General features: G+C 68.8%; 12 protein-coding genes. 9 read left to right on the forward strand and 3 right to left on the reverse strand.

Features of this window, described 5'->3' with window-relative positions:
- The first annotated feature begins 165 nt into the window (after window positions 1–165).
- The gene (locus AB0F43_RS33690) at window positions 166–723 is read left to right on the forward strand and encodes a dihydrofolate reductase family protein (protein ID WP_360486281.1); all 558 of its coding nucleotides are present in this window, start codon (window positions 166–168) and stop codon (window positions 721–723) included.
- Here the strand turns inward: AB0F43_RS33690 and AB0F43_RS33695 are convergent.
- Together AB0F43_RS33695 and AB0F43_RS33700 are read right to left on the reverse strand one after the other, a co-directional pair.
- Window positions 716–1621, reverse strand: a complete 906-nt coding sequence (locus AB0F43_RS33695; protein WP_360486284.1) for a M56 family metallopeptidase — start codon at window positions 1619–1621, stop codon at window positions 716–718. The genes AB0F43_RS33690 and AB0F43_RS33695 overlap by 8 nt on opposite strands.
- On the reverse strand, window positions 1618–2004 hold the full coding sequence (locus AB0F43_RS33700) for a BlaI/MecI/CopY family transcriptional regulator (protein WP_360486287.1): 387 nt from the start codon (window positions 2002–2004) through the stop codon (window positions 1618–1620). Before AB0F43_RS33700 ends, AB0F43_RS33695 begins: the two co-directional genes overlap by 4 nt.
- An 80-nt stretch (window positions 2005–2084) precedes the next feature.
- Between AB0F43_RS33700 and AB0F43_RS33705 the strand changes: the two genes are divergently transcribed.
- The 8 genes from AB0F43_RS33705 (at window position 2085) to AB0F43_RS33740 (ending at window position 12029) form a co-directional block, all read left to right on the forward strand.
- On the forward strand, window positions 2085–3503 hold the full coding sequence (locus AB0F43_RS33705) for a cytochrome ubiquinol oxidase subunit I (protein ID WP_360486290.1): 1419 nt from the start codon (window positions 2085–2087) through the stop codon (window positions 3501–3503).
- Window positions 3504–3513: 10 nt separating this feature from the next.
- On the forward strand, window positions 3514–4512 hold the full coding sequence (gene cydB, locus AB0F43_RS33710; RefSeq protein WP_360486293.1) for a cytochrome d ubiquinol oxidase subunit II: 999 nt from the start codon (window positions 3514–3516) through the stop codon (window positions 4510–4512).
- Window positions 4509–6134, forward strand: a complete 1626-nt coding sequence (gene cydD, locus AB0F43_RS33715) for a thiol reductant ABC exporter subunit CydD (protein ID WP_360486296.1) — start codon at window positions 4509–4511, stop codon at window positions 6132–6134. The genes cydB and cydD overlap by 4 nt, the downstream gene beginning before the upstream one ends.
- Window positions 6131–7771, forward strand: coding sequence for a thiol reductant ABC exporter subunit CydC (gene cydC, locus AB0F43_RS33720; protein ID WP_360486299.1), 1641 nt, complete (start codon window positions 6131–6133; stop codon window positions 7769–7771). Before cydD ends, cydC begins: the two co-directional genes overlap by 4 nt.
- A 43-nt stretch (window positions 7772–7814) precedes the next feature.
- Window positions 7815–8987, forward strand: coding sequence for a signal recognition particle-docking protein FtsY (gene ftsY / locus AB0F43_RS33725; protein ID WP_360486302.1), 1173 nt, complete (start codon window positions 7815–7817; stop codon window positions 8985–8987).
- A 52-nt stretch (window positions 8988–9039) separates the two neighbouring features.
- The gene (locus AB0F43_RS33730; RefSeq protein WP_360486305.1) at window positions 9040–10341 is read left to right on the forward strand and encodes an NAD(P)/FAD-dependent oxidoreductase; all 1302 of its coding nucleotides are present in this window, start codon (window positions 9040–9042) and stop codon (window positions 10339–10341) included.
- Between the two features lie 78 nt (window positions 10342–10419).
- Window positions 10420–10827 carry a YciI family protein gene (locus tag AB0F43_RS33735; protein WP_360486308.1) on the forward strand — a complete coding sequence of 136 codons (408 nt, stop codon included), beginning with the start codon at window positions 10420–10422 and terminating at the stop codon, window positions 10825–10827.
- Window positions 10824–12029: a sigma-70 family RNA polymerase sigma factor gene (locus AB0F43_RS33740; protein WP_360486311.1), complete on the forward strand. Its 1206-nt coding sequence runs from the start codon at window positions 10824–10826 to the stop codon at window positions 12027–12029. The genes AB0F43_RS33735 and AB0F43_RS33740 overlap by 4 nt, the downstream gene beginning before the upstream one ends.
- A 3-nt stretch (window positions 12030–12032) precedes the next feature.
- Here AB0F43_RS33740 and AB0F43_RS33745 read toward each other — a convergent pair whose 3' ends face one another.
- The gene (locus AB0F43_RS33745) at window positions 12033–12608 is read right to left on the reverse strand and encodes an XRE family transcriptional regulator (RefSeq protein ID WP_360486314.1); all 576 of its coding nucleotides are present in this window, start codon (window positions 12606–12608) and stop codon (window positions 12033–12035) included.
- Window positions 12609–12646: the final 38 nt, after the last annotated feature.

Below are 12646 nucleotides of genomic sequence, written 5' to 3' on the forward strand. Positions count from 1 at the left end.
GTGAGAGTTGGTGTGGGGATACGGGGAGAGATGTGCTGACGTTCGTCATCACCATGGTTGTTCTGCTGGTTCTGTCCGGGCTGGTGCTGCTGGCGGTTGCGCGGGGGGAAGGGAAGCACTTCCTGTAAACGACCGGGGCGGGACAAAAATGTGTACCGTGCCTGGATGAGACGGCTGATCTTCCAGGAGTACGTGACCCTCGACGGGTACGCCGCCGGACCGGACGGTGGGCTGGAGTTCTTCGACACGATCGCCGAGCAGGCGGACGTCGACAACCTCGCGTTGCTCGAGGACGTCGACACCATGCTGCTCGGCGCCGAGACCTACCGGTTGTTCGCCGCCTTCTGGCCGACGGAGGCCGCGGCCGAGGAGGCGATCGCGCCGAAGCTCAACGCGCTGCGCCTGGTGGTCGTGTCGACCACCCTCGACAGCGCGCCCTGGGGTGCCTACGAACCTGGCCAGGTGATCCGCGACCTCGACGGGGTGCGGGAGCTCAAGGCCGAGGACGGCAAGGACATCATCTTGTGGGGCAGCATCACGCTTTTCCACTCGCTGCTGAAGGTCGGGCTCGTCGACGAGGTGCAGCTGCGGGTCTGCCCGGTGCTGCTGGGCGCGGGTAAGCCTGCGTTCCCCAGTGGTGGGTCGCCGGTCGACCTCGAGCTGATCGAGGCCAGGCCCTGGTCGACGGGCGGCGTACTGCTGCGCTATCAGCCGGCTAGCTGACCGCGTCGACGATCGCTTTCACGATCGGGGCCGCGACGGTGACCGTCGGCAGGACGAGCAGCCCGACGGCTACGGCGTACGTCCCGGCTGCGAGTAGCGGGTAGCGCGGCTCGGGGTCGGCCAGCCGCTGGACACGCAGTACGGTGGCCGACTTCGAGGCGGCCAGTCCTGCCTCTGGGGCGGGTGCGCCGGCCAGTGCGACCAGGGCACGGGCGAGTGGGCGAGGACCGCTGCGGCGGCGGGCGTCATCGTCGGCCAGCAGCTCTACCAACGTGCGTGCCTGCTCCAACGCCACCTCACTGCGCACCCAGCGCGGGAAGGCCTGGTGCAGTGCGGTGAACGCCTCCAGCACCAGGTCGTGCCGTGCGCGGAGGTGCGCTTGCTCATGCGCGAGTACGGCGCGGAGCTCGCTCTCGTCGAGTCTTTCGAGGGCTCCGACCGACACGACCACCCGGGAGCCGCGGAGGGAAGGCAGACAGTAGGCAAGCGGCGTCTCCTCGGACAGCACCCGCAGGCCCGGGACCAACCCGTCCGGTGTGGCCAGTACGTCGACCAGATCGCGGTGCCGTTTGCGGCGAGCCCTCGTACCGACCGCTACCCGTCCGGCAACCCAGAGGAGCTTCACCAGGACCAGTGCGGTCATCGCGAGGATGGCTGCCGCCAGGAGATCCCTGATGGAGGACGGGTCGAAGCTGGGCTCACCTGGCTGGCCCGCGGTGGAGTAGGAGAGCGCTATACCCGCGCCCAGCGCTGCCAGGACTGCTGCGATCGCTATCGCTTGCCAGAGCGCCACAGCGGCCCGGGGGATCCGGTAGGGCCAGGATGAGCGAGCCAGTAGCGCCGGTGCCGGTCCGGTCAGCACCAGGGCCAGTGCGGCGAGGAGGACGGGGGTGATCACCCCTCTCGCGCCTCCAGCCGAGACAGCGCCTCCCGGAGCAGGGCTGCTTCCTCCTCGCTGACCTGGCCGACGAACCGGACCAGCGCCTCGCGCCGGTCGCCCGCCCGATCGAGGGCGTCGCGCATGAGGTCGGCGGCCAGCTCCTCGCGGGGCGCCGCGGCCCGGTAGCGCCAGGCCTTCCCGTCGCGCTCCCGCTCGGTCAGCCTCTTCTTGGCCAGCCGGTCCAGCACCGTCATCACGGTCGTGTAGGCGAGCTCGCGGGTGGTCGCCAGCTGCTCGTGCACCTCGCGCACGGTCAACGCCGCCGGTGCTGCCCAGAGCTGCTCCATCACCAGCCGCTCCAGGTCGCCCAGCGGCCTCGGTGCCTTCTCGTCACTCGCCACGTGACCAGTATAACTACGCGTTGTAGTAGATCCGCGCTAGCATCTACTACGTAACGTCGTAGATGGTTGCGGAGGACCGCGTGGACACCCTGGATCTGGCTCGGTGGCAGTTCGCTGTCACCACCGTGTACCACTTCTTCTTCGTCCCGGTGACGATCTCGCTGGTCGCGATCACGGCCGGGTTGCAGACCGCGTGGTACCGGACCGGGAAGGACAAGTATCTGCGGTTGACCAAGTTCTACGGGAAGCTGTTCTTGATCAACATCGCGATGGGCGTGGTGACCGGCATCGTGCAGGAGTTCCAGTTCGGGATGAACTGGAGTGACTATTCACGGTTCGTCGGTGACGTGTTCGGCGCCCCGCTGGCGCTGGAGGGGCTGCTGGCGTTCTTCTTGGAGTCGACGTTCATCGGGTTGTGGATCTTCGGCTGGGATCGGCTGCCCAAGCGCGTGCACCTGGCCTGCATCTGGATGGTGGTGCTCGGCACGCAGTTGTCGGCGTACTTCATCTTGGCGGCCAACTCCTGGATGCAGAACCCGGTCGGTTTCCGTTACAACGCCGAGCGTGGCCGGGCGGAGTTGACCGATCTGTGGGCGGTGCTGACCAACAAGGTCGTGCTGGTCACCTATCCGCACACGGTTTTCGCCGCGTTCATGGTCGGCGGCGCGTTCGTGGCCGGTGTGGCTGTGTGGCATCTGGTTCGGCGTCCTGATGTCGACCGGGATGTGTTTCGTACCGCGCTTCGGCTGGGCGCGGTGATCGTGATCGCGGCCGGCGCCGGGGTCGCGCTGACTGGGGATCAGCAGGGCAAGGTGATGACCGAGGTGCAGCCGATGAAGATGGCCGCGGCGGAGGCTTTGTACGAGACGGAGAAGCCGGCGTCGTTCTCGGTCTTCACTGTCGGCACCCTGGATGGGTCGCGGGAGATCTTTTCGGTCAAGGTGCCGTATCTGTTGTCGTTCCTGGCCACCGGGCACTTCGACGGCGAGGTGAAGGGGATCAACTCGCTGCAGGAGGCCTACGAGCAGCTGTATGGGCCGGGGTCGTACAAGCCGAACATCCCGCTGACGTACTGGACCTTCCGGTTGATGATCGGGGTGGGGATGGCGTCCGCGGCGATCGCGGTGTGGTTGCTGTGGGCAACACGCCGGGGCCGGGCGCCGGACCGGCGGCTGGTCTGGCTGGCGCTGCCGTTGCCGCTGCTGCCGCTGGCGGCGAACTGCTTCGGCTGGATCTTCACCGAGACCGGGCGGCAGCCGTGGCTGGTGTTCGGATTGTTGCCGACGGCATCGGGTGTGTCGCCGGGGACGACCAGCGGCGAGGTGCTCACGTCGCTGGCGGGGTTCACGGTGCTGTACGGCGTGCTGGCCGTGGTCGAGGTGAAGCTGATGTTCCGCACCATCCGGGGCGGGCTGGCCGGGACGGACGGGGTGTCCGGGCACGACGCGCCGGACGAGTCGCCGGACGACGCCGACAAGCCGTTGTCGTTCGCCTACTGAGGGAGTGTTGATGGAGCTCACGACGGTGTGGTTCCTCGCCATCGCGGGGTTGTGGATCGGGTACTTCGTGCTCGAGGGGTTCGATTTCGGGGTCGGCATGCTGTTGCGGGTGCTCGGCCGGGACGAGCCCGAGCGGCGCGCGGTGGTCACCACGATCGGGCCGGTCTGGGACGGCAACGAGGTGTGGCTGATCGTGGCCGGCGGGGCGACGTTCGCGGCGTTCCCGGAGTGGTACGCGACGCTGTTCAGCGGGTTCTACCTGCCGCTGTTCGCGATCTTGGTGTCGCTGATCCTGCGCGGGGTGGCGTTGGAGTACCGCGGCAAGCGGGACGACCTGGCCTGGCGCGGGCGGATGGACAGCTTGATCACGGTCGGGTCGGTGGTGCCCGCGTTCCTGTGGGGGCTGACCTTCGCGAACCTGGTCCGCGGCGTCCCGCTGGACGCCTCGTACGAGTACGTCGGCACCCTCGGCGACCTGTTCAGCCCGTTCGCGCTGCTGGGCGCGGTCGCCTTCACCGCGGTGTTCGTCGCCCACGGCGCGATCTTCCTGGCGCTGCGCACGACCGACGACCTGCGCCTGCGCGCCAACCGCCTGGCGTCCCGGGCGGGCGTTGCCGCCGCCGTCGTGGTGATCGGCTTCCTGTGGTGGGCGCAGGCGATCCGCGGCGACACCGCGTCGGTGATCGTCTCGGTCGGTGCGGTGGTCGCCTTCGCCGGTGGCCTGCTCGCGAACCGGGTCCGCCGTGAGGGCTGGGCCTTCGTCGGTACGACGCTCGCGGTCGGGCTGGCCGTGACGTCGCTGTTCGCGGCGATGTTCCCGGCCGTGATGCCGTCAACACTTGATCCCGGATCAACATTGACAACAGTTGATGCCGCATCAACGCCGTACACGTTGAAGATCTTGACCATCATTGCCGCGATCTTCACGCCGCTGGTGCTGCTGTACCAGGGCTGGACCTACTGGGTGTTCCGCAAGCGCGTCACGGTCGAGCCGGTCGCGGTCGGATGAAACCGCTCGATCCGCGGCTGCTGAAGAGGGCCCGGCCTGCCCGGACCTTCCTGGCCGCGTCGGTGGTCATCGGCGTCGCCAGTGGACTGTTGATCATCGTGCAGGCCGTCTTGCTGGCCAGGGGCATTGCCGGCGTCGTCCTGCATGGTGACGCAGTTGCGGCGATCGCCTGGGGCCTGGGCGCCGTCGTGGTGGGCCGGGCGCTGCTGGTGTGGGCGCAGGAGGTGGTGGCGCAGCGGGCGGCGGCTGCGGTGAAGTCGACGTTGCGGCGGCAGGTGCTGGAGCACTCGCTGAAGCTGGGACCGGTCTGGCTGAGCGGCGAGCGCAGCAGTGCGCTGACGACGCTGCTGACCAAGGGCCTCGACGACCTGGACCCGTACTTTGCTCGCTATCTCCCGCAGTTGGTGCTGGCGGCGACCGTGCCGGCTGGAGTGGTCGGCTGGATGGCGACCGGTGACCTGATCGCTGCGGGGACCGTGGTGATCACGCTGCCGCTGATCCCGATCTTCATGGCGTTGATCGGCTGGGCGACCCAGGCACACAGCAGGCGTCGTCAACGTGCGCTGGCCGTCCTCGCGCATCACTTCGCGGATGTCGTCGGCGGCCTGCCCACGCTCAAGCTGTTCGGCCGGGCCAAGGCCCAGGAGGCCGCCGTACGTCGGGTGACGGACAAGCACCGGGTGGCGTCGATGAGCAGTCTGCGGCTGGCGTTCCTGTCGTCGCTGGCACTGGAACTGCTGGCCAGCATCTCGGTGGCGCTGGTCGCTGTCGGCATCGGGCTGCGGCTGGTCGAAGGCAAGCTCGGACTCGAGACCGCCTTGATGGTCCTGATCCTCGCCCCGGAGGCCTACCTGCCGCTGCGGCAGGTCGGCCTGCACTTCCACGCCAGCGCCGACGGCGTTGCCGCCAGCGAAGAGGTGTTCCGTGTCCTGGAGACGCCACTGCCCGAGCGAGGCGACCGCACCGACGTACCCGACCTGCGGGAGAGTTCACTCCATCTGTACGACGTGACAGTGCGCTACCCGGGCCGCGACGAGCCGGCGCTTGACGGCTTCGACCTGGACATCCGGCCCGGTGAGGTGGTCGCACTGACCGGGCCGAGTGGTGCCGGCAAGTCGACTGTGCTGGCCGTGCTGCTCGGCTTCGTCGAGCCAGAACGCGGCGTGGTGATCGCTGGAGGCAGTGCGGCCGATGAGTTCGAGTCGACCGCGTGGCGACGCCAGTTCGCCTGGGTGCCGCAGCGGCCGGGCTTGCGTGCGGGCACGATCGCGGACAACGTGCGGCTCGGCCGACCGGAGGCGACCGACGACGAAGTACGACTGGCGCTGATCGGCGCCGGGGCAAGCGAACTCGACCTCGACAAGCCAGTGGGCGAGCAAGGCCAACTCCTGTCCGGCGGTCAGCAACGCCGGGTGGCGCTGGCGCGGGCGTTGATCACGGACGCGCCGGTGCTGTTGCTGGACGAGCCGACCGCCGGGCTGGACGCCGACGCCGAGGCAGCCGTTGTCGCGGGACTGCGGGCCAGCGGCCGGACAGTCCTGATGATCGCCCATCGGCCGGCGTTGATCGCCGCCGCAGACCGAACAGTCACAGTAGGCGCGAGAGAGCTGGTGAACGCATGAGCGCGCAGGTCGGAGGGGCAGGGCTCTGGCGGCTGGTGAAACCGGACGGGCGCGTGTGGTGGCGGCTGCTGCTGGCGCTGGTAGCAGGCGTAGCTGCAGCCGGGTCGGCGGTCGCGCTGTTGGCGACCTCGGCCTGGTTGATCACCACCGCGGCTGCTCAGCCTCCGGTGCTGATCCTGATGGTGGCGATTGTTGCCGTCCGGGCGTTCGGTGTCGGCCGGGGTGTCTTCCGGTACGTCGAGCGGTTGGTGGGGCACGACGCGGCGTACCGGGTGTTGGGGGAGACCCGGGCGCGTATCACTGGACGGCTTGAGAAGCTGGCGCCGGGTGGACTGACCTCGCGCCGCAAGGGTGACCTGCTGGCGCGACTGGTCCTCGACGTCGACGCAGTACTCGACCTCTGGCTGCGCGTCGTGCTCCCGGTCGCAGTCGCAGCAGTAACCGCGACAGCAACCGTCGCCCTTCTCGCCGTTCTACTACCTGCAGCAGGCACAGCCGTGGCACTCGCGGTCCTCGTCGCGTGCACCGTCGTACCGTGGCTGACAGCCACGACCGCAGCCCGAGCGGAGCGGAAGATCGCGGGCTCACGAGGCGAAGTGGCGGCCGCCGCGACCGAGACCCTGCTCACCGCAGGTGACGTAGTCGCGTTCAACGCGGTCGACGACGTACTCGCCGACTTCAGCGCCAGCGATGCAAGGCTTGCCGCAGCGGAGCGCCGATCGGCCTGGAGCGCAGGGCTCGGTAGCGCGCTGCTCATGCTGTGCGTCGGCGGCGCGAGCGTGGCCGGGCTTGTGCTCGGCAGTACGGCGAACATAACCGGCGCGGTGTTCGCCGTCCTCGTCCTCACGCCGCTCGCGCTCGCCGACGTACTCGGAGGCATCCCCGCCGCCGCGCAGCTCGCCATCCGCGTGCGCGCCTCACTCGGCCGCGTGCAAGAGCTCCTGGACAGCCCGGAGCCGGTGACCGAGCCCGCGACGCCGCAGCCGCTGCCGGACGGGCGCGACCTGGAGGTGAGACTCCTACGGGTTGGGTACGGCGATCACGACGTACTGGATGGCTTGAGCCTGGACGTGCCGGCTGGGAGTCGAGTGGTGATCACTGGACCGAGTGGCTCGGGTAAGAGCACGTTGGCCGCGGTGCTGCTGCGGTTCCTGGAGCCGCGGGCTGGTGAGGTTCGGCTGGATGGGGTGGACCTCGCCAGGCTCGACGGCGATCAGGTGCGGTCGGTGGTCGGGCTGCTGACGCAGGAGAGCCATGTGTTCGACACGACCATCCGGGAGAACCTGCTGCTCGCCAAGCCCGGTGCAAGCGATCTGCAGCTGTGGAAGGCGCTATACCGGGCTCGGCTCGGGGTGTTCGTCGAGAAGCTGCCGGACGGGCTCGACACGATGGTGGGCGAGCATGGCGCGCGCTTGTCGGGAGGTGAGCGTCAGCGGCTCGCGTTCGCCCGGCTCCTGCTGGCCGATCGAGACGTACTCGTGCTCGATGAGCCGACGGAGCACCTGGACGAGGAGACCGGCCGGGCCCTGCTCGAGGACCTGTTCGCCGCGGCGGGTCACCGTACTGTGGTCCTCCTGACTCACCGGCCCGAGCTGGTTCCTGTTCACGTACCGCGACAGCTGGTGTGCCTGACGTGACGGATGCGGGTGACGCGCTCCGCGTCTGTCAAGATGGGGAACCGTGTTGACTCCACTGCTCGCCGACTCGGTTCTGATCGCCATCATCGTGGCCGCTGTGATCCTGGTCGCCGGCACGACCGGACTGGTCGTGACGCGGCGCCGCAAGGCTCAGCTGCCGTCCACCACCCCGCCGGCGCCGCTGGAGACCGCGGAGCCGAAGGTCGGCGACGACGCGGAGGAGCCGCGCGACACGCCGACGCGAACGCTGGAGGACACCGAGCTCCCCGAGGAGCCGGTGGCGACGATCGAGAAGCCGGAGTCGGCGCAGGGCCGGCTGGTCCGGCTGCGGGCCAAGCTGGCGCGGTCGCAGGGCTCGCTGGGCAAGGGGCTGCTCGCGCTGCTGTCGCGGGACAAGCTGGACGAAGAGACGTGGGAGGACATCGAGACCACCCTCATCACCGCCGACGTCGGCGTGACCCCCACGCAGGAGCTGGTCGAGCGCCTGCGGACCCGGATGCGCGTCGAGGGCGTCGGTGCCGAGCAGGCCCGGGACATCCTGCGCGCCGAGCTGATCGAGCTGGTCAACCCGTCGCTGGACCGGTCGCTCAACGTCAGCCGGAAGGGGGCCCAGCCGGCCGTCGTCATGGTCGTCGGGGTGAACGGCACCGGCAAGACCACCACGGTGGGCAAGCTGGCACGCGTCCTCGTCGCCGAGGAAAAGCACGTCGTCCTGGGTGCGGCCGACACGTTCCGTGCGGCGGCCGCGGACCAGCTGCAGACCTGGGGCGAGCGGGTCGGCGTGCGGACGGTCCGCGGACCAGAAGGCGGTGACCCGGCCAGCATCGCGTTCGACTCGGTCAAGCAGGGCATCGAGGAGGAGGCGGACGTCGTCATCGTCGACACCGCCGGCCGGCTGCACACCAAGACGGGCCTGATGGACGAGCTCGGCAAGGTGAAGCGGGTGATCGAGAAGTCCGCCGAGGTGGACGAGGTGCTGCTCGTCATCGACGCCACCACCGGCCAGAACGGTCTCACCCAGGCCCGCGTGTTCGCCGAGGTCATCAACGTCACCGGCCTGGTGCTGACCAAGCTCGACGGTACGGCGAAGGGCGGCATCGTGATCGCGGTCCAGCGCGAGCTCGGCGTCCCGGTCAAGCTGGTCGGCCTCGGCGAGGGCCCGGACGACCTGGCCCCGTTCGACCCCGAGCAGTTCGTCGACGCGCTGCTCGACTGAGATATCTTTCGGGATCTCGTTTGGCCTGGGCCGAATCTGGTACCCAGGGGGAATGAACCGACCGAGGATCGTCATCGTCGGGGCCGGGTTCGCCGGGTACCACGCGGCCAGGACGCTGTGCCGGCTGGCGCGCGGCCGGGCCGACATCGTGCTGGTCAACCCGACGGACTACTTCCTGTACCTGCCGCTGCTGCCCGAGGTGGCGACCGGGATCATCGAGCCACGCCGGCTGACCGTGTCGATCGCCGACACGCTGCCCGACGTACGCCTGGTGCTCGGTGAGGTGGACGGCCTCGATTTGGAGCACCGCAAGGTCCGCTACGCCGATCCGGCCGACCGACGCGAGGAGCTCCGCTACGACCGGCTGATCATCGCCGCGGGGAGTGTGAACAAGCTGCTCCCCGTCCCAGGCGTGACGGAGTACGCGCATGGTTTCCGCGGCATCCCCGAGGCCGTGTTCCTGCGTGACCACCTGACCCAGCAGGTCGAGTTGGCCGACGCCAGCGACAACCCGGCCGAGCGGAACGCGCTCTGCACGTTCGTGGTCGTCGGCGCCGGCTACACCGGTACAGAGGTCGCCGCACATGGTGTTCTCTACACAGAGCTGCTCAAGAAGCGCCGGCCGCGCCTACGCCACCAGCGGATGCGCTGGATGCTGCTGGACATCGCTGACCGGGTTCTGCCCGAGCTGGACGAGCGGCTGTCGCGTACGGCGGACAAGGTGCTGCGTGAGCGTGGTGTCGAGGTACTGATGGGCACGTCGGTCGAGGAGGCCAAGCGTGAGGGCGTACAGCTCACCGACAAGTCGTTCGTACCGACGCAGTCGCTCATCTGGTGTGTCGGCGTACGGCCGGACCCGATGGTCGACGGGCTGGGCCTGAAGACGGAGAAGGGCCGGCTGGTCGTCGATGAGTACCTCAACGTGCCGGATCACCCTGAGGTGTACGCCTGCGGTGATGCGGCCGCCGTGCCGGACCTGACGCGACCGGGCGAGCTCACGCCCATGACAGCGCAGCACGCGGAGCGCCAGGGCAAGCGCGCGGCCAAGAATGTGGCGGCCGGCTTCGGGACCGGTGTGCGGCAGCCATATGTGCACAGGGACCTCGGGTTCGTCGTGGACCTCGGTGGTACCCAGGCAGCCGCCAACCCCCTGCATGTCCCGCTGTCCGGTCTCCCGGCGAAGGCGGTGACGCGCGGCTACCATCTGCTTTCCATGCCCGGGAACCGGGTCCGGACGGCCACCGACTGGCTGTACGACGCGGTCCTGCGCCGCCAGACCACCCAACTCGGAGTCATCCCCGCGGCCGACGTACCACTGGAGACTGCGAGCCCGGAGCGCATCAGAAGACACTGACGAGGAATGTAGAGAACTGCATGCCGGTCTCGTCCTCTGGGTGACAAGGGCCCAAGATGGGCCGGAGGAGGAGATGACATGACCAGGTTTTTACTGCTCGTCAACTTGGACGGCGGGAACGTCGACACCCCGATGCTGGAGTGGGACGAGGCGGATATGAAGGCCCACATGCAGTTCCTGAACGACCACCTGGAGCGGCTGCGGCAGAGCGGCGAGCTGGTGGAGGCGCAGGCGCTGACGTGGCCCGCACACGCCAAGGTGGTCCGTGCGGCCAGCGTGAACGCGCCCGTGGTGACCGACGGTCCGTACGCCGAGTCCAAGGAGATCCTGGCCGGTTACGAGATGATCGACGTCGAGTCGGAGGAGCGGGCCCTGGAGATCGCCGCGGAGCTGTCCACGGTCCCCGGGCCGGGTGGTGTGCCGACCGAACAGCCGATCGAGGTCCGCCGGGTGATGGACTCCGACGCCGACCTCTACGACGTGTGACCAGTCAGCACATCGAGGACCTGCTGCGTGAGCTGACGCCGCAGGTCCTCGGCGCGGTCGTCCGCTGGGCCGGTGACTTCGCCGCGGCCGAGGACGCCGTACAAGAGGCGCTGCTGGCCGCCGCGACGACGTGGTCGAGAGACGGTACGCCGGACAACCCGAAAGCGTGGCTGATCCAGACCGCGTCGCGTCGCCTGATCGACGAGGTCCGGCAGGAGCAGGCCCGGCGACATCGCGAGGAGCGGGCCGCGCTGCGCGAGGTACCGCCCGAGGACGTGGAGGAGCGGGACGACACGTTGCGCCTGCTGTTCCTGTGCTGCCATCCGGCGCTCACGCCGGCCTCCGCGATCGCGTTGACGCTGCGGGCCGTCGGCGGTCTCACCACAGCCGAGATCGCCACCGCCTACTTGGTGCCTGAGGCAACGATGGCGCAGCGGATCAGCCGGGCGAAGCAGAAGCTCAGGGGAGCGACGTTCGAGCTGGACACCAGCGAGGAGCGGTTGAACAACGTGCTGCACGTGCTCTACCTGATGTTCAACGAGGGCTATGCGGCCAGCAGCGGTCCAGAGCTGCACCGCAGCGACCTGTCCGGTGAGGCAATCCGTCTGACCCGCACTGTGCACGCATTGTTGCCTGAGAACGGTCAGGTGACCGGACTGCTCGCCTTGATGCTGCTCAGCGACGCCCGCCGCGCGGCACGCACCGGTAGTGCGGGTGAGCTGATCCCACTGGCAGAGCAGGATCGGAGCCTGTGGAACAAGGACTACATCGCCGAAGGCGTCGCCCTTGCGGTGCAAGCCTTCGGTACGCCGCCACTGGGGGAGTATCAGCTGCAAGCAGCGATTGCCGCGCTGCACGACGAGGTGGATCGCCCGGAAGACACCGACTGGCCGCAGATCCTCGCGCTGTACGGCCTGCTGGAGAGCCTGTCCGGCAATCCGATGGTGAAGCTCAACAGAGCCATCGCAGCGGCCATGGTGCAAGGCCCTGACGAAGGCTTGAAGCTCCTGATGCCGCTGGACAAGGAGTTGGCCGGGCATTACCGCCTGGACGCCGTACGCGGGCACCTGTACGAGATGCGCGGCGACACCGAGGCGGCCGCGCACTACTTTCGCGAGGCGGCCCGCCGTACGACGAGCAAGCCGGAGCGGGACTACCTGACCACCAAGGCGGCTGTGATCACGCGAAAGCCTGCCCAGTAACACCTACCGGGTGCGGGCGCGGACGTGCATCCGTTCGCCCTGGGGGCCGTACAGGCAGAGCACCTCGGCCGGCCCGGGACCCGGGTTGCCGAACCAATGCGGCACCCGGCAGTCGAACTCCGCCACCTCGCCCTCGGCCAGCACGAAGTCCTGATCGCCGAGCACCAGGCGGATCCGTCCGGACAGTACGTAGACCCAGTCGTAGCCCTCGTGTGTCCGCTGGCTCACGTCGCCGCCCGGCCACCCTGCCGGCAGGATCTGCTTGAACGCCTGCAGGCCACCGGGCCGCTTCGACAGCGGGATGTGCACCGTGCCATGGCGCTTGATCGGCTTCGCGTGGATCCGCGGGTCGCCCGTCGGTGGCGCGTCCACCAGCTCGTCCAGCTGCACCTGGTGCGCACGGGCCAGCGGCAGCAGCAGCTCGAGCGTCGGCTTGCGCTGGCCGGACTCCAGCCGGGACAGCGTGCTCACCGAGATCCCGGTGGACTCGGACAGCTGGGCCAGCGTCGTACCCCGCTCGACCCGCAGGCTCCGCAGCCGCGGCCCGACCGCCTCGAGAACCTCGTCGAATGCCTCCATGTTGCCATTGTGGCAAAGAAAGTTGTCGAAAACGAGAA

The sequence above is a fragment of the Kribbella sp. NPDC023972 genome (assembly GCF_040639075.1).
Taxonomy (GTDB): Bacteria; Actinomycetota; Actinomycetes; order Propionibacteriales; family Kribbellaceae; genus Kribbella.